At 27.5% G+C, this 24,162-nt stretch carries 20 protein-coding genes; 16 read left to right on the top strand and 4 right to left on the bottom strand.

Annotated features, from left to right (window positions below; genetic code table 11):
* The first annotated feature begins 205 nt into the window (after positions 1-205).
* The 7 genes from C7380_RS09800 to C7380_RS09830 all read left to right on the top strand — a co-directional run bounded on the left by C7380_RS09800 (position 206) and on the right by C7380_RS09830 (position 8,747).
* Positions 206-1,207: a LacI family DNA-binding transcriptional regulator gene (locus C7380_RS09800; protein ID WP_109605406.1), complete on the top strand. Its 1,002-nt coding sequence runs from the start codon at positions 206-208 to the stop codon at positions 1,205-1,207.
* A gap of 66 nt (positions 1,208-1,273) precedes the next feature.
* On the top strand, positions 1,274-3,622 hold the full coding sequence (locus C7380_RS09805) for a glycoside hydrolase family 94 protein (protein WP_109605407.1): 2,349 nt from the start codon (positions 1,274-1,276) through the stop codon (positions 3,620-3,622).
* Positions 3,609-4,436 carry a sugar-binding protein gene (locus C7380_RS09810; protein WP_109605409.1) on the top strand — a complete coding sequence of 276 codons (828 nt, stop codon included), beginning with the start codon at positions 3,609-3,611 and terminating at the stop codon, positions 4,434-4,436. Before C7380_RS09805 ends, C7380_RS09810 begins: the two co-directional genes overlap by 14 nt.
* A gap of 13 nt (positions 4,437-4,449) precedes the next feature.
* Positions 4,450-5,637: a sugar ABC transporter substrate-binding protein gene (locus tag C7380_RS09815; protein WP_109605411.1), complete on the top strand. Its 1,188-nt coding sequence runs from the start codon at positions 4,450-4,452 to the stop codon at positions 5,635-5,637.
* Positions 5,638-5,693: 56 nt separating this feature from the next.
* Positions 5,694-6,575 carry a carbohydrate ABC transporter permease gene (locus C7380_RS09820; protein WP_109605413.1) on the top strand — a complete coding sequence of 294 codons (882 nt, stop codon included), beginning with the start codon at positions 5,694-5,696 and terminating at the stop codon, positions 6,573-6,575.
* Between the two features lie 20 nt (positions 6,576-6,595).
* Positions 6,596-7,429 carry a carbohydrate ABC transporter permease gene (locus tag C7380_RS09825; protein ID WP_109605415.1) on the top strand — a complete coding sequence of 278 codons (834 nt, stop codon included), beginning with the start codon at positions 6,596-6,598 and terminating at the stop codon, positions 7,427-7,429.
* Positions 7,430-7,433: 4 nt separating this feature from the next.
* Positions 7,434-8,747 (top strand): GH1 family beta-glucosidase, encoded by a 1,314-nt coding sequence (locus C7380_RS09830; RefSeq protein ID WP_109605418.1) that lies wholly within the window; start codon positions 7,434-7,436, stop codon positions 8,745-8,747.
* Positions 8,748-8,791: 44 nt separating this feature from the next.
* Here the strand turns inward: C7380_RS09830 and C7380_RS09835 are convergent, their stop codons facing one another.
* Both C7380_RS09835 and C7380_RS09840 read right to left on the bottom strand, forming a co-directional pair.
* Positions 8,792-10,837 (bottom strand): methyl-accepting chemotaxis protein, encoded by a 2,046-nt coding sequence (locus C7380_RS09835; protein WP_109605420.1) that lies wholly within the window; start codon positions 10,835-10,837, stop codon positions 8,792-8,794.
* A 324-nt stretch (positions 10,838-11,161) separates the two neighbouring features.
* Positions 11,162-11,683 carry a GNAT family N-acetyltransferase gene (locus C7380_RS09840; RefSeq protein ID WP_109605422.1) on the bottom strand — a complete coding sequence of 174 codons (522 nt, stop codon included), beginning with the start codon at positions 11,681-11,683 and terminating at the stop codon, positions 11,162-11,164.
* Between the two features lie 178 nt (positions 11,684-11,861).
* Between C7380_RS09840 and C7380_RS09845 the strand changes: the two genes are divergently transcribed.
* Entirely contained in the window at positions 11,862-12,560 is a 699-nt protein-coding gene (locus C7380_RS09845) for a DUF1538 domain-containing protein (protein ID WP_158274870.1), read from the top strand.
* Positions 12,561-12,573: 13 nt separating this feature from the next.
* Complete coding sequence (locus C7380_RS09850) at positions 12,574-12,891, top strand: P-II family nitrogen regulator (RefSeq protein WP_109605426.1); 318 nt, start codon at positions 12,574-12,576, stop codon at positions 12,889-12,891.
* Between the two features lie 47 nt (positions 12,892-12,938).
* Here the strand turns inward: C7380_RS09850 and C7380_RS09855 are convergent, their stop codons facing one another.
* Positions 12,939-15,026, bottom strand: coding sequence for an alpha-galactosidase (locus tag C7380_RS09855; RefSeq protein ID WP_109605428.1), 2,088 nt, complete (start codon positions 15,024-15,026; stop codon positions 12,939-12,941).
* A gap of 85 nt (positions 15,027-15,111) precedes the next feature.
* Entirely contained in the window at positions 15,112-15,687 is a 576-nt protein-coding gene (locus C7380_RS09860) for an outer membrane beta-barrel protein (protein WP_109605430.1), read from the bottom strand.
* Positions 15,688-15,977: 290 nt separating this feature from the next.
* On the opposite strand from C7380_RS09860, the gene C7380_RS09865 reads away from it, so the two are divergent.
* From C7380_RS09865 to C7380_RS09895, 7 genes are all read left to right on the top strand, one after another.
* Positions 15,978-17,069, top strand: coding sequence for an ROK family transcriptional regulator (locus C7380_RS09865; RefSeq protein ID WP_109605432.1), 1,092 nt, complete (start codon positions 15,978-15,980; stop codon positions 17,067-17,069).
* Positions 17,070-17,095: 26 nt separating this feature from the next.
* Positions 17,096-18,748, top strand: coding sequence for an ABC transporter substrate-binding protein (locus tag C7380_RS09870; protein WP_109605434.1), 1,653 nt, complete (start codon positions 17,096-17,098; stop codon positions 18,746-18,748).
* A gap of 64 nt (positions 18,749-18,812) precedes the next feature.
* Positions 18,813-19,790 (top strand): ABC transporter permease, encoded by a 978-nt coding sequence (locus C7380_RS09875; RefSeq protein ID WP_109605436.1) that lies wholly within the window; start codon positions 18,813-18,815, stop codon positions 19,788-19,790.
* Between the two features lies 1 nt (position 19,791).
* Positions 19,792-20,625: an ABC transporter permease gene (locus tag C7380_RS09880; RefSeq protein ID WP_109605438.1), complete on the top strand. Its 834-nt coding sequence runs from the start codon at positions 19,792-19,794 to the stop codon at positions 20,623-20,625.
* 6 nt (positions 20,626-20,631) lie between these two features.
* Entirely contained in the window at positions 20,632-21,606 is a 975-nt protein-coding gene (locus C7380_RS09885) for an ABC transporter ATP-binding protein (RefSeq protein ID WP_109605440.1), read from the top strand.
* Positions 21,599-22,570 (top strand): ABC transporter ATP-binding protein, encoded by a 972-nt coding sequence (locus C7380_RS09890; RefSeq protein ID WP_109605442.1) that lies wholly within the window; start codon positions 21,599-21,601, stop codon positions 22,568-22,570. The genes C7380_RS09885 and C7380_RS09890 overlap by 8 nt, the downstream gene beginning before the upstream one ends.
* Positions 22,567-23,904 (top strand): GH1 family beta-glucosidase, encoded by a 1,338-nt coding sequence (locus C7380_RS09895; protein ID WP_109605444.1) that lies wholly within the window; start codon positions 22,567-22,569, stop codon positions 23,902-23,904. Before C7380_RS09890 ends, C7380_RS09895 begins: the two co-directional genes overlap by 4 nt.
* The last annotated feature ends 258 nt before the right edge of the window (positions 23,905-24,162 follow it).

Below are 24,162 nucleotides of genomic sequence, written 5' to 3' on the forward strand. Positions count from 1 at the left end.
GAACTATTGTTAAATAATAAAATATTTAATTTCTATATAATAAAATTTCTATTTTTAAAATAAATTTAAAAATTACAGCTTAAATATAAACAATTGGTTATAAATTAGTGAAACCAGACTCAATCATTTGAAATCGAGTTTTATTTTATATTAATTATGTTTTATAATAAGTTTAATTAACCGGTTAAGTAATTGGAGGAATAAAATGAAAAAAAACAATATCACAATAAAAGATATAGCAAATAAAGCAGGAGTTTCAAAAGCCACAGTTTCTTATGTTATAAATAATAAACCAGGCGTGAGTGAAAAAATAAGAAACAAAATACTTAAAATAATGAAAGAAATGAACTATATTCCCAATGCAGTTGCAAGAGGTTTAGCAGGTAAAAAAACTCATTATATAGGTTTAATAATACCTGATATTTCAGACATGTTTTATGCAGATATAATAAAAGGTGTTGAAAATAAAACAAATTCTAATAATTATCTTTTAAATCTTGTAACTACACATGCTGAAAAAGCCAAAGAAAAACAAGTCATAGACCTTTTTACTGGTGGAATAGTAGATGGTGTAATAATAATGGCCTATCATATAAATGAAGAGTATATAAAAATTTTAAAAGAAAGAAATGTACCCTTTGTTTTTATAGATTATCCTTTCACTACAAATTCAGTTTATACAGTAACTGTTGATAATTTTGATGGTGGTTATAAAGCTACAGAATATTTAATAAAAGCAGGATGTAAAAAAATAGCTTTTTTAAAAGGATCTTCCGTTGCTTGGGATTCTGAAAACAGATTCAAAGGATATTTAAAAGCTTTAAATGATTATTCAATAAAAATAGATGATTCAATAATAAAAGATGCAAATTTCAGAAGAGAAGAAGGTTATACAAAAACACTTGAAATTCTTTCAAACAAAGATATAGATGGAGTTTTTGCTGCCAATGATCAAATGGCTTTAGGTGCTATGAAAGCTATAAAAGAAAAAAATTTGAATATTCCAGAAGATATCTCAGTAATAGGCTTTGATAATATAGAATCTTCAAAATTTTCTGAGCCTACACTTTCCACCGTTGAGCAACCTCTATGCAAAATGGGAGAAAAATCTGTAGAATTATTATTAGAATTAATAGATGAAAAAAAACCTAAATCTAAAAAAATATCTTTAAAAACTGAATTAATTAAAAGAAAATCAACAAAATAGAGTATACTCTATTTTTACCCAACTACTTAACCGGTTAACTAAAAATAAAATCAGGAGGATATATTAATGTTCGAAACTAAATACGGTTATTTTTCAGAAGATCAAAATGAATATATAATAAAAACACCAAAAACACCGAGACCTTGGGTTAATATAATTTCAAATGGTGATTATGGTGTTGCTGTTTCTCAAAATGGTTCGGGATATAGCTGGAAAACACATGCTTCCTTAAACAGAATAAATAGATGGGAACAAGATATCATAAAAGACGAATGGGGAAAGTACTTTTATATCAAAAACAATGAAAATGATGAATTATTTACTCCTACTTTTAAACCAATGTGTAAAAAAAATATTGATTATAAAATAATACACGGATTTGGTTATTCTAAATTTTTAGCCGAAAATAAAGATTTAAAAACCGAATTAACTTTAACGGTACCTAAAGATTCTTCGTTAGAAATATGGATGCTAAAAATAAAAAATAAAACCAAAAATAAATTAAATTTATCTGTTTTTTCTTATTTAGAATGGAATCTTGGTACTGCTCCAGATTGGCATAGAGAATTCCATAAAACATTTATAGATACATATTTTATGAATGATGTGATAAAAGCTGAAAAAAGAATGTGGGATATACCAAATGAAAATGGTGAACATTGGAATAGAAACTGGGAATACACAGCTTTTAATTCGGTTAATGAAAAGACATCTTCAGCAACATCTTGTAAAGAAGATTTTTTGGGGAATTTCGGATCTGTATCAAATCCAGAAGGATTAAAAAATAAAAAGTTAAACAATATATTTGGCAAATACCAAGATTCAATTGCTTCATTACACAATGAAGTGATAATAGATTCTGATGAAGAAAAAATACTCATTTATACCATAGGATTGGTAGAAAAAAATGATACTAAAGAAATAGATAATATAAAAAAAATATATTCCACTGAAAAATCAGTTTTAAATGAAATAGAAAAAAACAAAAAAATGTGGAAAGATATATTTGAAAAAAATATGGTAGAAACCCCAGATATAGGTTTCAACTTAATGAACAACAAATGGCTAAAATATCAAGCAATATCGGGAAGATTATGGGGAAGAACCGGTTATTATCAAACAGGTGGTGCTTTTGGTTTTAGAGATCAATTACAAGATAGTCAAATATTTTTATATGTTGATCCAAATAAAACAGCCGAACAAATAAAATTGCATGCAAAACATCAATTCATAGATGGTAGTGTTTATCACTGGTGGCATCCAATATCAGAAATTGGATTAAAAAATAATATTTCAGATAACAGATTATGGTTAGCTTTTATAACACTAAGATATTTAAAAGAAACAAATAATTTTAATTTTTTAAATGAAATGGTCCCTTATATAGATTATGAAGATGAAAGCATTTATGATCATTGTATAAAAGCTATAAAATATAATTTATCAAAATTAAGTTCAAGAGGATTGCCATTAATAGGTTCTGGAGATTGGAATGATGGTATGAGTGCTGTGGGTACTGATGGTAAAGGAGAAAGTATTTGGCTTGGTCATTTTCTATATGGTATATTAAATGATTTTTCTTATATTTGTAATAAACAAAAAGACTATGAAAATGAAGATTTATTTAAAAAAGAAGCTTTAAAATTAAAAAATTCTATAAATAAATATGCTTGGGATGGTGAATGGTTTATAAGAGCTTTTAAAGATGATGGAAAATCTATTGGAAGCTCAAAATGCTCAGAGGGGAAAATATTCTTAAATGCTCAAACATGGGCTATTTTAAACAATTCAACAACTGAAGAAAGAAAAGAAAAAGCATATGAATCTCTAAAAAAATATCTTTTCAAAGAGTTTGGACCTTTATTATTCCAGCCAGCTTATTCAAAACCAGACAAAGAAATAGGTTATTTATCAAGATATGCTCCTGGAGTACGTGAAAATGGCGGACTTTATACACATGCTGGAACATGGGGTGTATTGGCTGCATGTAAAATGAATGATGAAAATTCATATAAAATTTATAAATCATTTATGCCAGTTTATAGAGGAATGAATCCCGATAAATATTTCACTGAACCATATGTAACCCCAGGCAATGTAGATGGACCTGATTCTCCTAATTTTGGTCGTGGAGGTTGGTCATGGTATACAGGATCTGCAAGTTGGTACTTTATAACTGGAATGGAAGGTATTCTTGGCATAACACCAGAATGGAATGGATTAAAAATATCTCCAGTAATGCCAAAAGAATGGGACAAAGTCTTCGTAAAAAGATATTTCAGAAATTGTCTGTATAATATAAACTTTATAAGATCTAAAAATAAAAAAATTATTGTAAATGAGAATGAAATAGATGGAAATATAATAAATAATGAAAATAATGAAAAGACTTTAAATATATTTGTTTATTTCTGAGGAGGGGGAAAAATATGTAAAAAAAGAAGATATAAAAAATAAATATGCAAAAAATTCATTAAAAATTATTGGGTTTGAAGAAAAAAAATCTGAATATGCTGTAACTCCTGATTACAAAAAAGAATTTGAGAAATTAATGAAAGCTCCATCACAAAAAATCGCAATAGCAAAAAAAACTAATAAAAAAATAATTATTGATGGAAATATTGATGAATATTCAGATTCAAATAAATATACAATAGATGAAACTATGAATGTTCCTGCAGGTGGTGTTTCAAAAGTAGATCCAAAAAAACAAGTTTTAAATTCAATATTCTATTTATTATGGGATGATGAAAATTTATATTTTGCAACAAATGTTTCAGATGAATATATAGTCAACAATTTAACTCCAGAAGATAAATCTGGTTTTTATAGAACAGATTCAATAGAAATTTATTTGGATCCCGAAAAAGCTGGAATTAATGATAAATTAATGAAACTCGCTATAATTCCATTTGATACACAAAATAATGTTCAAGGTACAAGACATGAAGATTCAAATTCAGGTGCCATAGAAGAAACAGCTCCTGAAATACAATTGGCTTCTAACAAAACTAATACAGGTTATACAATCGAAGTTAAAATTCCTTTTAAATATCTTGGAATAACCCCTAAAGCAGGGATAAATTTAGGATTTTCAACAACAATACATAATTCAAATAAAAAAGATGCTGCAAAAGGGGAATATGTAAGAGAAAATCTACTATCTTGGACTAATTTACCAGAAATATGGTCAAATAAAGAATTATGGGGAACTTTAGAATTAAAATAAGGGAGGATTTAAAATGAAAAAAGTTTTTATTATCTTATTTGTATTATCATTAACTATTTTAAGTTTTTCAAAAACCTTAACTATATGGGCAATGGGTGAAGAAGCTAAAAAATTAAATATAATTGCCGATGACTTTATTAAAGAAAATCCAAATATTGAAGTTAAAATTCAAGCAATACCTTGGGGTTCAGCACATGATAAATTAATAACTGGAATAGCTGGAAACACAAATCCAGATCTCGCACAAATGGGAACAACTTGGATGGCGGAATTTGGTTCGATGGGTGTTTTTGAAAATTTAGAAAAGGATTTAAAAAATTCTGCTACAGTTTCAAAAGATATTTTTTTTGAAGGACCTTTTGAAACTACCATAGTAGATAATAAAATATATGGATTACCATGGTATGTTGATACAAGAGTGCTTTTTTATAGAACAGATTTATTAAAATCTGTTGGATATGAAAATGGTCCAGAAAATTGGGAAGAATTATATGATGCTGCAAAAAAATTATCTGAAAAAGGTAAATACGGTCTAACGATGCAAACAATGGAATATCAAGAAATAATGCCTTTTATATGGCAAAACAATGCAGATATACTCGATGAAAAAGGAAATATAACCGTAACAACTCCTGAATTTATAGAAGCAATAGATTTTTATTCTAAATTTTTTAAAGAAAAAATTGCTCCTTTGAGCTTAAGTGGAACTTTATTTCAAGAATTTGCAAATGGTACAGTCCCAATGTATTTCTCCGGTCCATGGATGATAAACATGACAAAAGAACAAACCCCTGAAATAAAAGATAAATTTAATGTAAAAGTTGTTCCTTCAAAAAAACATGGAACTTCTTTTGTAGGTGGAAGCAATTTAGTGATGTTCAAAAACTCAAAAAACAAAGATATAGCTTGGAAATTCATGGAATTCGTCTCAAGACCAGAAGTACAATTAAAATGGTATAAAGAAGTTGGATCATTACCTTCAGTAAAAGAAACATGGGAAGATAATTACTTAAAAAATAATTCTATGATGAGTACATTCGGAAAGCAACTCGAAAAATCTAAAGCTCCAGTTAATAGACCTGAATGGGCTCAAATAGAAGATGCACTGGAGAGAAGAGTACAAGAAGCATGTTATGGTACTAAAACTCCAGAAGAAGCAGCAAAAGATTTAAAAAAAGATTTAGAAAAAATCTTAAGATAAAAACATTAATCTACCTCCTTTTTAAGGAGGTTAGATTTTAAAGAAAGGTGAAAATTATGCGAACTCGAACATCTACTAAATCAATAATAATGTTTCTAGGTCCTGCAATAATACTTTTAATGATTTTTTTAATTTTACCGATGATAACTTCTTTTTTTATAAGTTTAACTAATTTTAATACTTTTGCACTTGCAGATTGGAGCAAAGCAAAATTTATAGGTTTTGAAAATTTTATAGATCTTTTTGAAGATGAATTATTTTGGAAATCCCTATTTAATACCTTTTATGCCTTAATAATAGCAATGCCTTTAACTATAATATTGGCTCTTTTTTTTGCCGTGCTTATAAATAGAGAACAAACTTATTTCAAAAATTTTTTTAAAGTTGGTTTTTATCTTCCTTTTGTAACGAATACAGTTGCAATTGCAATAGTGTGGAAATGGATTTTAAATCCAGAATATGGTCTTTTGAATTGGTTTCTTGGACTTTTTGGTATAAATGGACCTAATTGGATAGGAGATCCTAATTGGGCTATGCCATCTATAATAATGCTTGTAGTGTGGAAAGCTCTTGGTTATAACATAATAATATTTTATGCTGGATTACAAAACATACCAGAGTTTTTATATGAAGCAGCGGAATTAGATGGAGCATCAAGATGGCAACAATTTTTAAAAATAACAGTCCCCATGCTAAGACCAACAACATATTTTGTAAGTGTTATGGTTTTAATTGGTTATTTACAATTATTCGAAGAACCTTATATGTTAACAAATGGAGGACCTTTAGATTCAACATTATCAGTAGTTTTATATCTTTACAGACAAGGCTTTAAATTTTTTAATCTCGGATATGCATCTTCAATTGCAGTAATTTTATTTTTAATAATATTCATATTAACTATACTGCAGACAAAATTAAAAAAAACGGAATATTAAAATATTAGGAGATGAGCATAATGAGAAAAAGAAAAGTCAGTATTACAGAACAAATAATAGTACATTTTATATTAATCTTAGGTGTTCTAAGTATGATTCTTCCATTTTTATGGATGGTTTCAACATCGTTTAAAAATTCAGACGAAATATTTGTTTTTCCACCACGTTGGATACCAAATAATCCAACTTTTCAAAACTATATAGATCTCTTTAAAACTCTCGATTTTGGAAGACCTCTTTTAAACACTATTATAGTTGCATTATCTATAACTTTTTTATCACTGTTGATTTCATCAATGGCAGGATATGCTTTTGCTAAATTCAAATTCAAAGGTAAAAATAAAATTTTCATGATTGTTTTGGGAACATTGATGGTACCTGGACAAATAACAATGATACCAGTATTTTTACTCTTAAGACAAATGGGTTTACTGAACTCATTCGCTGGATTAATATTACCAGCAATGGTAAGTGCTTATAATATATTTTTCATGAAACAATTTATACAGGGTTTACCAGATGAGCTAATTGAAGCGGCTAAAATAGATGGTGCTGGTGAAGGGTTCATATTTTTTAGAATTATATTACCTCTTGCAAAACCGGCACTAGCTGCATTATCTATATTTACATTTACTGGATCATGGAACTCTTTTTTATGGCCTTTAATAATATCTTCTGATGAAAGTATGTATACATTACCAGTTGCAATATCTGTTATAGGTGGTCAATATGAAGTACAATATGGGTTACAAATGGCTGGAGCTGTTGTTGTAATACTTCCACTTATAATAGTATTTTTGTCTGCACAAAAATATTTCATAAAGGGAATATCACTAACAGGAATGAAAGGATGATAGAATGTTTGAAAAAGATTTTGAATGGGGTGTATCAACCTCAGCTTATCAAATAGAAGGAGCTTGGAAAAAAGATGGAAAAGGAATCTCAATATGGGATGAATTTTCACATCAAATAAATCATATTAAAAACGATGAAAATGGTGATATTGCATGTAATCATTATGAATTATATCCAGAAGATTTTAAAATTATGAAAGATCTTGGAATCAAAAATTATAGAATGTCATTATCTTGGACAAGAATAATGCCAGATGGTGTAAATATAAATCAAAAAGGTATTATATTTTATAAAAAATTATTTGAAGAAATGAAAAAAAATGGTATAAAGCCTTTTGTAACTTTATATCATTGGGATTTACCATATGAATTACAAAAAATTGGAGGATGGGAAAACCCTAATATCTCTGATATATTTGAAAACTATGCCAAAATATGTTTTGAAAATTTCTCAGAATACGTTGATAAATGGATAACTATAAATGAACCTTGGGTAATAGTTAATGGTGGTTATGTTGGTGGAGATATGCCACCTGCTGTAAAAGACAGAAAAAGATCTTTGATAGTATCTCATAATTTAAATCTTTCACATGCAAAAGCTTATAAAATTTATAAAAAAATGAATTATAAAGGTAAAATAGGTATAACTTTGAATCTCGTACCTATATACCCTTATTCTAAAGATAAAAAAGATTTAGAATCTGCAGAAATCTATGATGAATTTTTCAATAAATGGTATATATATCCTATTTTCAAAGGATATTATCCAAAAAAAATATCTCAAATTTACAAAGAAAAATTAAACCTTAATTCTTTTCCTGAAGATGAATTAAATTATATAAAAAACACTTCAGATTTTCTCGGTATAAATTATTATATGAGAACAATAATAAAATACTCTTCAGAAAATAAACTATTCAATACTGAACCTGTTGAAATTGGTGGAGAATATACTGAAATGAAATGGGAAGTATATCCAGAAGGTTTATACAAACTTTTAAAAGATCTATCAAAAGAGTTTCCAAAAATGCCATTATATATAACAGAAAATGGTGCTGCTTATCAAGATGAAATAGAAAACGGTGAAATCCATGATATAAGAAGATTGAATTATATAAAAGAACATATAGATGTCATAAAAAAAGCCAAAGAAAATAATATAAACTTAAAAGGATATTATTTATGGTCTTTCCTTGATAATTTTGAATGGTCTGCTGGTTATTCAAAAAGATTTGGAATTGTATATATAGATTATAAAACTCAAAAAAGAATTGTAAAAGACTCTGGAAAATTTTATTCATCTATAATAAAAAAATAAAAAAAGAAGTTTTCATATTGAAAAATATGAAAACTTCTTTTTGATCAAATCTTAAAAAAACTAACTTTTTTATGCAATTTTTCTGAAAGCTCTGATAATATTTGAGCATTTTCACTTATATTCTCAGATGAAGAACTCTGTGTTTCTACAGCAGAAACAGCTTCTAACAATTGTTCATCTATATCTTTAACCATAGAAGCAGCTTTTTCCATAGAAGATGTTATCTCTTCGGAACTTGCACTTTGTTCTTGTATAGCCGCTGAAACATTCTCTATCTCAGATGCTACATGCATTATAGAACTCCTTATATTTTTAAACTTTCCATCAACAACTTCTGATTCCATTTTTATATCTTTTATTATTTGTGCAGAACTATCTTGAGAAACTTCTACAGCTTTAGAAGCTTTCATAAGATTTTCAATTATCAAACTTATTTGATGAGTAGCCGTTTTAGAACTATCAGCAAGCTTTCTTATCTCATCTGCAACAACAGCAAAACCCTTTCCAGCTTCTCCTGCACGTGCTGCTTCTATAGCAGCATTTAAAGCTAAAAGACTCGTTTGTTCCGTTATTGATTCTATAGTTTCTATTATCTTTTCAACTTCTTTTACATCATTATTCAAAGCATCAACATCTTCTTTAGTTTTATCTGTCTTTTCTATAGCTTTCTTTATTATATTGACTATTGATTTTACCGAATTTTCTCCATCAAGAGCAGCCTCATTTGTTTCATTAGCTTTTTCATTCAATTCATTTATAATTCTTGATAAACTCTGTGATGATGCAGAAATTTCTTCTATAGAAGATAAAACTTCTTCGATAAAAGAAGATATGTTATTAGAATTAGATTTTATATTCTCTATTTGAGCTCCAAGTTCTTCTGATGTGGCAGTAGTTTCTTCAGAAACAGCTGAAAGTTCATTGGCTGATTTATCAACCTCATCTGAAGAATCTTTTATACTCCCTATAATACTTTTTTGACTTCTAATGAGTTTATCAAATGAATTCGCAAGATTTCCAACCTCATCTTTTAATGCTTTAACTTTATCATCAATTTCAATTTTTAAATCTCCATTTGAAAGTTTTTCAGCATCTTCTGAAATGATTTTTATAGGTTTAACAATTTTATTAGTTAAAAACATTATTAAAATTATGGAAAGAACTATTATTATAATTGTAACTATTAAAATAATATTAGCCATGCTATATATGCCTTCAAATAATTCAGAATCTTCAACTCTCAAAACAATTACCCAATCATTAAATAAAGTATAAAAACCAGCTGTATAATTTATATCATTATATTTATATGAAGAACTACCTTTTTCATTATTAACAACAGTATTTTGAAGTTCTTTGAGACCAAGTTGTTCAAAATACTTTCCTTCATGATCCTCACTAACAATTATTTTGCCTTTAGAATCTAACAACATGGCTTTTCCTGTATCATATTTGCTTAGATTTAAAATATCATTCCTAAAAGAGGTAAAATTCAAATCAGTTCCAACAACAGCGATTATTTTATTATCAATAAAAACTGGCATACTATGACTTAATATTATTTCACCATCCCATTCATAAGGATCTGTCCAAATTAAATTTCTCTCTTTTATTGTCTGTTCAAGCCATTGCATATCAATATCATCATATTTACTTTTCTCTACCATTTTTTCCCTTTTAATACCCTCACTTTTATTGTACAAACTCAAATTAAAAACCTCTGAACTGTATTCAGGATTTATAAAAAAATATAAGTTATTCATTTCTTTAGAACTCTTTAATAAACTTGACATAAAATTATATAACACACTTTCACTATAACCCTCAAGATAAGTTATTCCAGAACTTTCAAATTCTTCTAAAGAAAATGTCTCTGAAACATATTCAGCCAAATCCATAACTTTCATATCGGCCCTATGTAAAGCATTGGTTAGATCTTGAAAAGAAGCTGTTACATTCTCAATGTTCTTAACCGCCTCTTCTTTAACTATTTTTTGACCAGACAAAATAGAAAAAATCATTATAAAACACATAGAAACAACTATCAAAGTTACCAATGGTACTAAAAGTTTCAATTTAATACTCTTCACTTTTCCTACCTCCAAACAACAATAATATTCTTTAGATTTTATACAAATGAACCTCAAATATTAACACCATAGTTAATGTTATGTAAATTAACACAATGATTATGATACTACACTCAATATTAACAATATAATTAACGTTATGTAAATTATCACAATGATTGTGATATTATACTTAATATTAACAATATAATTAACGTTATGTAAATTATCATAATAATTATGATATTAAACTAAACATTTATATTATATCAAAACAAAATAATTTATTTAAATATATTTTGTTAAATACAAAAAAAATATCGGATAAATCCGATATTTTTTAGTCTAAACAATATTTAATTTTTTTCTCATTATTATTCCATCTTCTTCATCATTGAAGAAATCATTCAAAACTTTTATATTTTCAAAACCATGATCAATATATATTTTTTTTGCTGCTTCCCATTTCTCCGATACTATCAAAACAACACTTTTAATATCATATTTTTGGGTTATTCTGTTCATCAAAACATCGAAAAGAACTTTTCCAAAGCCTTTTTTTCTATAATTTTTCAAAAGTCCAAATGATGATATATAAAGTTCTGTTCCATTCATCTTATGAAATTTATCCATAGAATGGTTCAATTCAAATTTTTCAATGTTTAAATTTTCTTCATATTCCCATAGTTCAGAACAAATATACCCTATTACTTCATTTTTTATTTTTATTATATAAAAACCATCAGAAAAATTTTTTATCCTTTTTTTAAAAATTTTTTCATTTTCAGCAATATCTGTATCAAAGGACTCATATTCTATTTTCATTATACTTTCTAAATCCTTTAATTCAGCCTTTTCTATAAGCAATTTTATCCCTCCTGCTTTATACTAACATTAATTATACCTAAGATAAATAAAAATGCAAGTTCTATCCTTTTAATAAATTCTAAATTAAAACGCTTTAAAAAGTCTTATATTTGTTATTTGATTAATATATAATATATAAGAAATATAATATTAAAAGTTAAGAATAGGAGTGAAAATTTTGAAGGTTTTAGATTTTTTAAAGGATTTTTTTGTTTCATTTAAAGAGCTACTTCCGCTTCTAATATTTCTTTTAATTTTTCAAATTTTTGTGTTCAAAAAACCTGTTGAAAATTTGAAAGATTTTTTTGGCGGGCTAATATTTACAACTCTTGGTTTAATGCTTTTTATGAAAGGCATATCTACTCTTTTTCTTCCATTGTCAAAAAGTTTTGGAGAAAATATTATTTTTTTAGACAATAAAATATTGATAATCTTTTTTACATCATTACTAGCTTATTTTTCAACCTTGATAGAGCCTGGTTTAAAAGTAGTGGCAGCTGAAGTAGAAGAAGCTTCTATAGGGGCAATAAATGCAAAAGTTTTAATTCAGTTTGTAGCTTTTGGTGTTGCATTGGGTATGGCTTTTGGAATAATTAAAATACTCTTTTCTTTAAATATAAGATTTTTTATACTGCCCATACTTCTCATCATTTCTATATTAATATTATTTACAAAAAAAGAATTCATAGGTATTGCATTTGATGCTGCAAGTTCTACTACAGGACCTGTAAATATACCTGTAAATATGGCAATAGGATTGGGAATTTCTAAAATGGTTCAATCCGCTGATCCATTAATGGATGGATTTGGAATAGTAGGCTTGATGACACTGGGCCCTGTCATTTCAGTACTTATACTTGGATTATTCTATTTATAGGAGATGATCAATAATGAATGAAAAAATAGCAATTCTTTTGATAGTCGAAAGGGGAAAAGCAGATAAAATAGTAGAAAGTGCCAATAAAAATGGTGCAAAAGGTGCTACCATACTATATGGTCGCGGAACTGGAAAAAATGATAATAAAAAATTATTCAATATAAAAGTAGAATCTTCAAAAGAAATTATTTTGATGATTGTAGATAAAGATGATTATTCAAAAATGTATAAAATACTCTTAAAATCAGGAGAAATAGAAAAACCAGGAAAAGGAATAATTTTTTCAATACCTGTATTCGATTTTATGGGTTTAGAGTTTAGAAATGATTAACTCAATGGATGCTTAATTTTTAAAAATTAAGCATCCATTTATATTTATTAAATATTCTTTTTTAATTTAAATCTTATAATTTTTGACATATAATTATTCTTTTTCATATTTAAATAATCTATATCAGAATCAAATTGCATATAAAATCCAAATTTCATCAATGATTTTCCAGAATAAAGTTTATTTTCTATCTCATAAACATAACTTTCATTTAATCCTTTTAATTTAATTTTATAAACATTAAATATATCAAACTCTGTGGGATTTTGAAAAATAAAGGCAACTCCTTCTTCTTTATTTTCTTTCAAATATTCAAATATTTCAAGATTTTTATAATCAGTCATATTAACTCTATAAAGATCTCCTTCATAAACGATATTTCTGATATCTTTATAATCTTTTATCAAGTTTGAAAATATATTCAATTCTTCCTCCGAATAATTATTTAAATTTGAACCAATTCCAAGGCTACCCAACATTGCTGAATGAAATCTATACTTCAAAGGATAAGTTTCTTTTCCAGCCCAATCAGTAACCCAAGCCATCATTATATTTGAAGGATAAGCATAAGAAAAACCTTTTTGTATGATCAATCTATCATAAGGATTAGTATTATCACTTGTCCATACTTGATCAGCATATTTTAAAATCTCAATATCTATTCTCCCGCCACCACCTGCACAAGATTCAAAGATCACATATGGAAATCTTCTTTTCAATATATCTAAAATATAATAAAAACTTTCAACATAATCAATCCAAATACTTTTAGAATTTATTTTGTTCATAAAACCTGATTCTAATATAGGTCTGTTAAAATCCCATTTTATAAAAGATATATCATTATTACTTAGAAGATCTGTCATAAAATCTATTATATAATCTTTTACTTCTTTTTTGATTATATTTAAAACTAATTGATTTCTTATCTCCGTTTTTTTTCTACTCTCATAGCCAAGTATCCAATCAGGATGATTTCTATAAAGTTGAGAATCAGGATTAACCATTTCTGGTTCAACCCATATACCAAAATCCATACCCAATTCTTTAACTTTTTTTATCAATGGAAAAAGCCCTCTCGAAAATTTTTCTTTATTTATATACCAATCTCCAAGACCTGCCTTATCATCATTTCTTTTTCCAAACCATCCATCATCTACCACAAATAATTCTATTCCAATTTTAGAAGCTAATTCAGCAAGTTTCATTTGATTAGATTCATTAACATCAAAACCTGTAGCTTCCCAAGAATTATATAATATTTTTCTATCGATTTTTCTTAAAATATGTTTTCTTATAAAAGAATGTAAAATTCTAGAAGATTCACCAAAACCTTCATTAGTAAAACCAAATATAAGTTCTGGAGACTTTATACTCTCATTAGGTAAAAGAATATAATTAAAATCCCATTCATTATATCCAGCTGAAATATTTATATACTCATAATCTTGCTTATGAACATCTATACTCCAATTACCACTCCATCCCAAAAGGCCAAACCAAACGTTCCCATTATCTTCATCTGCACCATCATCTATAGAAAAATATGGATTAAATAGATGACCAGTATTTCCAGTTCTACTTCCTATACTTTTTATACCTTGATTTATCTTTTCATGAACTATATTAGTCTCATGTCCCCACATACCTTTCAAATAATTGAAATTCCCTTCTAATATTGGTATATAAAGAGAATTTTTTAAAATTTCTATATTGATTTTTTGATCTGAAATATTATTTACTTCATAATACTTTTTTATAATATTATCATGTTCAAAAACTTCATAAAATAAAAAAATTTTCATACCATAAAATTCATCAAATAATTCAATTTTTAGTTTATTATCAAAAATTTCATAATTTTTATACAAAAGCTCACAATCTCTAACTCCATCATGATATAACACTTTAAAAGCTGTATTAGCATAATTATTTTCACTTCTATCACTCAATTCATAATTCCATGACCAGTTTATAAAAATATTTTTTTTAATTTCAGGTATATAATCAAAGTCAAAAACAAGTTTTTCTCCAAAATAAATATTTGTTAGTTTAGAATCTTCTATTTTAATAACATAAGCCATATTATCTGTACTGATCAAAAACATTCTTTCTTCATCTAAGTATCGAATCATAAAATATCCCCCCTTTAAAACAAATTTTAAATAAAAAAATAAAAAAAAGCAAATTCTTTTGAATTTGCTTTTTTTAGATTATTCATTAAAATTCATATGAAAATTCTAATCCTGCTCTAAATCCTGAAAAATCCATTTTATTATCTTTATTATCTTTATCTGCTAATTTTGCAAGTCTATATGAACCATTTAAACCTACTTTAAAATTTTCTGTGAAATTATATCCGAGACCTGCACCTGCAATCAAACCTAATCCATTTCTTTCAGTTTCAACAGAGTTTATTTTATCATCTAATTTGTTGAAATAATATGCTCCACCAACTTTTGCATTTAAAGATAATGGCATTTCAGCAAAATTATATGTATATTTTACTGCTGCATAAGGTCCAAATGTATTTTCAGATGCTTTTTTATCATCTTTTTTGTAATTAGAATTAAAATAATCTACTCCACCTTCAACTCCTACACCTTCCCAAAAAGTGTAAGCTACTCCTGCATATCCACCAAATCCTTTGGTAAGATCTTCAACTGAAGCTTCAGATGCATCATTTAATTTATAATTATATGTATTAAATGTTCCTCCACCTAAAACTTCTACGTTAGAAGCAAATGCTGATCCCATAACTAATACAGCTGATAATATAAACATTAGTTTTTTCATTATTAAAACCTCCTAAAAATTTAATTATATACATTTTCATTTTAGTATTCATATCTTATAAGTCACTTAAAGACCGATCAGTTTACTTAAAATTAAATTAAAATTTTCAATGAAATAAATAAAAACAACAAAAATTATTAATAAAAAAGAACATAAGTATGAAATATTGTTTTAATTAATTTTATTTTGAAATTAATGGCTTTAATTATGTAATTTTAAATTTGTTTAAAAAATTAATTAAATATATAATTAATTGTGTGTGACACGCATTAAATTGCAGGAGGCTTAAAATGATTTCAAATCAAACTCAATTAAATATACTTGAAAATCTCTGGATAAATGGATATTCAACAGTTCCAGAATTAAGTAGAAATTTAAAAATAGATAGGTCTAATATATCAAGAAATGCTTCTTATTTATACAAAAAAAATTACATAATTAAAACAGATAAAAAAGAAAATAATAATTTAATAGGTAGAAAAGCAGATATAATAAGATTCAATTATGGGTATAAATATACTTTAGGAATATATATAACAGAAAGTTTTATATTGTCATGTTTAATGGATTTGGGTCTGAATATAATATCTGAAAATATAAAATTTATAAATTTAAGAAATGAAGACACAAAAAAAATAATACAGGAAATTTTAATATCAACTAATAAATACACTCAATACTTCAAAGACTTAATGTCTGTTTCTGTAGCTTTTCCAGAAGCAACTGATTCTGATACTGGTACTTTAATAGGTAATGGTCTTTTTCAATTCGAAAATTTTCCATTAAAAGAAAAACTTGAAAAAGAAACTGGTCTTTATTTTCATATAGAAAATGATGCTAATGCTGGAGCTATGTATTATTTACTTGATTCAAAATTAAAATACAAAAATCTTGTATTTATGTTGATGGGATTTTTTTTCCATGAAGATATGATAAAAGGTTATCAAGGAAATGGAATAATAATAAACAAAAAAATTTATAAAGGTTCTAATAATTTATCTGGTGAACAATCAATAACAACAAATTTAATCTCTAACAATCAAAAAATCAGATATGAAAATTTCACAGATTATTTGAAATCAATAAAAAATCCAGAGATTATATTTGATGATTATCTTGAAAAGATATCAACAATTATAAGTACAACTGCAAACATATTAGATCCTGATGTGTTTGTTTTAGGCGGATATGTTCATATGTTACCGAATAATATAATAAATCTAATAAAAAATAAAACTTATGAAAAAATAATAAACTATCCAAATAGAAAATTCAAAATAATTATAGATGATACAAAATTAAAAAGTATAGTTATTGGAGCTTCAGGATCATTTATGAATAAATTGATGAAAAGTTTTGATTTTGCAAAAAACTTTTTATAAATACTCATAAAAAGGGGGAAAGAAAATTGAACAAAAAAATTGTTTTGGTTCTCAGTATAATATTAGTGTTTTCTTTAATGGTATTTTCTGGAGAAATAAAAAGGGGAGGAACTTTAAAAGTTATAAATCCATGGGGCAATCTTACAAATAACTCAAATCCATTCCTCCCAACAGGTCAAAGTCTGCCAACTGGGCCTGCCATATATGAACATCTTTTTTATATGAATGAATTAACTGGAGAAATAATTCCAGAACTCGCTACAGAGTTCAACTGGATTAACAATTCCAGAACTCTAAACATCACTGTAAGAAACAATGTTAAATGGAATGATGGAGTTCCATTTACCGCAGATGATATTATATTTACATTTAATTATATCAAAAAACATCCCGAATTAGATTTAAATGGAATATGGGGTAAAAGTTCAAACATATCAGATATAGAAAAAGTAAATAAAAATTCAGTAAATATAAACTTTTCAATAGCAAATACTCCATTTTTCTATTATATAACACTTGTTCCAATAGTTCCAGAACATATATGGAAAGATATAAAAGATCCTTCAAAGTTCCAAAATCAAAATCCTGTTGGAACTGGTCCTTTCATCATAGAAAAATTTAATGCAGAAACCAATACTGTAAAACTTCAAAAAAACAAAGATTATTGGATTAAAGAAAAACCATATATAGATGGAATTGAAATAGTTGCTGTAAACTCTAATAATACTTCTTTCTTAAAAATGTTAAAAGGTGAAGCAGATTGGACTTTTTCTTTTGTTCCAGATGTAGATAGATCTTGGGTTTCAAAGAGTAAAGACAATAAAAAATGGTGGCCTACATTAAATACTAACATGCTTTATTTCAACACCATGAAAGATCCTTTTACCGATAAAATTTTAAGAAAAGCGATAGCAATGAGTATAAATAAACAACAAATATTAGATAAAGCCTATTATGGTATAGGAGAAATAGCTGATCCAACAGGTATAGTACCTAAACAAATGGAAAAATGGTATGATAAAAACTTAGATAAATACTCATACAAATATGATCCACAAAAAGCAAAAGAATTATTAATAAAAAATGGATACTCATATGATAAAAAAAATAATCTTTTAAAACCAGATGGTTCTCAACTCGAACCTTTCAACATACTCGTTGGTGCTGGTTGGACTGATTTCATCACCATGGCTCAAATAATATCTAATAATTTAAAAGATATCGGTATCTCCACCAATATTCAACAAGAACCTTGGAACACTTATATCACTTCTGTTATGACTGGTACTTATGATACCGTTATTTGCTGGAGTACAGGAACAGGCCCTACTCCATATTATTTGTTTTTCAAAGAATATAGTTCAGAATTTACAGGTAAAGAAATAGGAGAAAACTCAGTATCAAATTACTCAAGATATATAAACCCAATAATAGATGAAGCATTAAAAAGTTATTCAACAACAGATGATTTTAATGTACAAAAAAATGCTTTAAGTTTCATCCAAAAAGAAATTTTGAAAGACATCCCAGTAGTACCTCTAACCTCAAGAACAGAGTTTGAGATATTCTCAGAAAAGAACTTTATTGGATGGCCTTCAGATGAAAACCCTTATTGTGCGGGAGAAAATATTGATGCTGATGGCGGTAAATATATATTATTAAACATACATTTAAAATAAAAATTAAAATAAAAAAGGGATGGAGAAATCCGTCTCTTTTTATTAAAACAATCGGAGGATAAATATGAAATATATAATCAAAAAAACATTATTCTTCCTAATAACATTATGGGCTGCTTTAACTATAAATTTCATGCTTCCAAGAATGATGCCAGGTGATCCTGTTAGCGTTATGGTTGCCAAATTTCAAGGTAAATTAAATCCAGAAGCCATTCACTCTTTACAAAAAGCTTTTGGATTAGACACTAATTTATCTCCTATTAATCAATACTTTGATTACTTAAAAAGAATGTTCACTGGTGATTTTGGGATCTCTATCTCTTATTTCCCTTCTAACGTTTCCGATATCCTATCAAGAGCTTTTCCTTGGACTATCGGATTAGCTGGTATATCTCTAATCATCGCTTTTACTATTGGTACTATCTTAGGCATTAAAAGCTCTTGGAAAAGAAATTCTGCTCTCAGTAGCTCTTCTGTTATTTTTTCTCTCTTTTTCAATGCTATGCCTTATTTTTGGTTCGCTCTTTTAATAAATTATATTTTCGGTTTCGCTTTAGGTTGGTTCCCACTTTCTGGTGCTTATGATGGTGATTCTATTGGTTTCTCAAAGTTCATTTCTATACTTTATCATGCTTTCTTACCAGCTTTAACCATCATCATCACTGCTATGGGTGGATGGTTATTAACCATGCGTAATAATATGATCACCGTTCTTGCAGAAGATTTTGTTTCTTTTGCATATGCCAAAGGTCTATCTGAAGAACAAATCGTTTACTCTTACGCCGCAAGAAACGCTATACTTCCAAGTTTTACTGGATTTGCTATGTCACTTGGCTTTGTTGTCAGCGGTACTCTATTAACAGAAATCGTATTCTCTTATCCTGGTATTGGTTATTTACTATACCAATCTGTTTTGAATATGGATTATCCTTTAATGCAGGCTATCTTTCTTTTCATCACTCTGTCTGTTTTAATCGCCAATTTCATCGCAGATATTCTTTACGTTTTCTTAGACCCTAGAGCAAGGACTGGAGGTGAATAATATGAATTCTATTAAAATATTCTTTTCTAATAAAAAAGCTTTATTCGGTTTTTGTATACTCTCTTTTTTCATAATAATTGCTTTATTTGCAGATATCATTGCTCCCCATGATCCTCGTTCTATGGAGTTTATGCCTTTACAATCACCATCATCTCAACATCTATTCGGTACCACTGCAACTGGTCAAGATATCTTTTCAAGAGTTGTTCATGGTACAAGACTATCTCTTTTTGTTGGTATTATTACTGGCTTAATCACAACCACCATCTCCGTTATAGTCGGTCTTTGTGCTGGTTATTTTGGTGGTTTAATAGATGATATTCTCACAATGATCACCAATATTTTTCTCGTTATTCCTGGTTTACCTTTAATGATCATTATCGCCGCTTATATCCCTGTTAGAGGTACCTTTACCATCATCTTTGTTATTTCTTTAACTGGTTGGGCTTGGGGTGCTAGAGTTTTACGTTCTCAAATGTTAACTCTTAAAAATAGAGATTTCATTCAAGCATCTAAATCTATTGGTGAAAACCCTTTTCATATTATTTTTAAAGATATACTACCTAACATGTTTGGTTTAATAGTTGCTCATTTCTTTGGTGGTGCATTATATGCTATACTTTCTGAATCAGGTCTTGAATTTTTAGGGCTTGGTGATGCTAGTGCTGTAACTTGGGGTACTATTCTTTATTGGGCTCAAAACAATCAAGCCATTCTATTCGGACAATGGTTATGGATTCTCATCCCTGGCATTCTTATCGCTCTACTTGGTACTTCTTTTGCTCTTATGAATTTCGCTGTTGATGAGATTACTAACCCTAAACTGAGAGGATGATCAATTATGGATAAACTTCTTCAAATAAAAAATTTTAATGCTGGTTATGAAAAAAACTCTGTAAAAACTCATGCTGTCAGAGATGTCTCCTTCGATATTCATAAAAATGAATTCATCGGTATCGCTGGTGAATCTGGTTGCGGTAAATCAACTCTGGCTTTTGGTATTACTAGACTTTTAAACAAACCTGGTAAAATATTTTCTGGTGAAGTTCTTTTTGAAAACAATGATTTAATGAAATTAAATAAAAAATCTTTAAATAAACTTCGTTGGAAAGAATTCTCAATCGTTTACCAAGCTTCTATGAATGTACTGAATCCTGTTAAAAAAATTCAAGATCAATTTTTCGATGTTATGAAAGCTCATACTAAATGGTCAAAAGACCAAATGACTAAAAGAATATTAGAATTATTCAAAATTGTAAACATATCTCCTGAATATTTACAGGCTTATCCTCATCAACTTTCTGGTGGTATGAAACAAAGAGTTGTAATAGCTATATCTTTAGCTTTAAATCCTAAACTAATCATAATGGATGAACCCACTACGGCTTTAGATGTTGTTGTTCAAAGAGGTATTTTACAAGAAATAGATGAAATAAGAAAAAAATTAAAATTCTCTGTAATATTCATAACTCATGATTTATCTTTATTAGTTGAAATGAGTGACTCAATAATAATAATGTATGCTGGTATGATCGTCGAAAAAGCTCCTTCTTTCGATCTATACAACAATCCTTTTCACCCTTATACCAAAGGTCTTATGCGTTCATTTCCTCCTTTGACAGGTGAAAGACAAATACTACATGGAATTAACGGTACTCCTCCAGATTTAAAACAAAGTATATCTGGTTGTCCATTTTATGAAAGATGTGATAAAAGAATTGAAAACTTATGTAATAAATCAAATCCTGTACTAAAACAAATAAAAAAAGACCATTTCATTGCATGTCATCTTTTTGGAGGTGATCATTATGAATGATATTGTACAGGTTGAAAATTTAAATAAAGTATTCAAAATTGGTAAACTTTCAAAAATGAAGACAGTTCATGCAATAAATAATATATCATTCGAAATAAAAAACAATGAAATATTGGCCTTAGTTGGTGAATCTGGTTCTGGAAAAACTACTGTTGCAAGAATACTTTCAAGGCTTTACAAAAGAACTTCTGGTTCAATAAAAGTATTCAACAAAGAAATACCTATGAAAATGTCAAAAGCTGATGAATTAGAATACAGAAAAAATGTACAATTGATATTTCAAGATCCTTTTTCATCTTTAAATCCTTTACATTCAATATATTACATATTATCCAGACCATATAAAATACATAATCTATGTCCAAACAATAAAATAAGAGAAAACATAATAAACATTTTAAACACTGTTGGATTAAGCGATGAATATTTGGATAAACTACCTCATGAACTTTCTGGTGGTCAAAGACAACGTATAGGTATTGCAAGAGCTTTATCTGTTAATCCTAAACTAATATTAGCTGATGAACCAACTTCTATGTTAGATGTTTCTATTCGTCTTGATATAATGAATTTGATGATGAAAATAAGAGATGATTTCAATGTTAGTTATTTATTCATAACTCATGATTTAGCTGGTGCTCATTATATCGCTGATAGAATTGCTATAATGTATGCTGGTGATATATTAGAAATTGGTAATTCTTCTGATATAATTAATGATCCTTTTCATCCTTATACTAAATTATTGAAATCGGCCGCTCCTAAACCAGAATCAGGTCTTAAACCTGAAAGAATCGATACTAAAGGTGAAATCCCAGATTTGACTGATTTACCTTCTGGTTGTTCTTTTCACCCTCGTTGTCCTTTCGCTTCTGATTTATGTCGTTCTTCTTCTCCTTCTTTTCATCATTTTGAGCATAGGTCTGTTAAATGTCATTTATTCAATAATGGAGGTGCAAAATGAAATACCAATTCGATAAAGATTTTTTATGGGGAGTCGCAACAGCAAGTTATCAAATAGAAGGTGCATATGATCAAGATGGTCGTATACCATCAATTTGGGATACTTTTTCAAAAACTCCTGGAAATACCTATATGGGACATAATGGAGATGAAGCATGTGATCATTATAATAAATTTAAAGAAGATATTGCTTTATTAAAAAAACTTGGTATAAAAGCTTATAGATTTTCAATTTCATGGCCAAGAATATTTAAAGATGGCAAATATAAATTAAATGAAAAAGGTCTAAAATTTTATAAAGATTTAGTAGAAGAATTGAAAAAAAATGATATAAAACCTATAGCAACTCTTTATCATTGGGATCTTCCACAAATTTTACAAGATGAAGGTGGTTGGTCTAATCCTGAAATAATTAAATATTTTGTTCATTATGCATCGGTAATGTTCAATGCTCTTGGCGATGATGTAGAGCAATGGATAACTTTTAATGAAACATCGGTATTTTTATATCTTGGATATCTTTATGGAATACATGCTCCAGGAATTAAAAATCTTGATTTAACTTTAAAAGCTATTCATAATGTACATTTAGCACATGGTGAAACAGTTAAACTATTTAAAAATTCAAACTATAAAAATCAAATTGGTATAACCTTAAACCTCTCTCCAAATTATCCTTATAGTGTTGAAGAAAAAGATATTATAGCGGCAAAGACAAATGATGCATTTTGGAATAGAATGTTTTTAGATCCGATATTAAAAGGTTCTTATCCAGAAGAAATATTAAATAATCCTTTTGGAAATACTTTAAAAGAAATAATAAAAGATGATGATATGGAAATCATAAGTCATCCAATAGATTTTTTAGGGATAAATTATTATTCAAGAAGTGTCATAAAACACGATGAAAATGAAACTTTTAAATATAAATCAATTCCTCAAGATGGTGAAAAAACATCAATGGGTTGGGAAGTTTATCCAGATGGATTAAGAGTATTGTTGAATTATATAAAAGAAAATTATGGAAATATACCTCTATATATAACAGAAAATGGTGCTGCCTATGAAGATAAATTAGAAAATGGAAAAATTCATGATATCGATAGAATCAATTATTTAAAAAGACATTTCATTTCAGCAAAAAAAGCCATAGATGAAGGTGTAAATTTAAAAGGATATTATGTCTGGTCATTTATGGATAATTATGAATGGGCTGAAGGATATGTTAAAAGGTTTGGATTAACTTATATAGATTATGAAACAAAACAAAGAATATTAAAAGATAGTGCTAAATGGTATTCTCAAGTGATAAAAAATAATTTTATAGAAGAATAATAAATTTTAAAATTGGAGATTTTGATCTCCAATTTTTTATTTTTAAGTAATATCGTTACCGTGAACGTTATCGGAAAATATTTAATATTATTCAGCTCTAATTTACTTTAATTGGATTTGAAAATTTTATTAAAAATTACTATCATTTAATCATACTCGATAGGGGAGGTAGGAAAGATGAAAAAAGTAATAGTAATGATGTTATTAATGGGGATAATGTTAATAGGGAATGCAGCAGGAGAATTAGAAATATTCAGT

This window comes from Oceanotoga teriensis, from assembly GCF_003148465.1.
Taxonomy (GTDB): domain Bacteria; phylum Thermotogota; class Thermotogae; order Petrotogales; family Petrotogaceae; genus Oceanotoga; species Oceanotoga teriensis.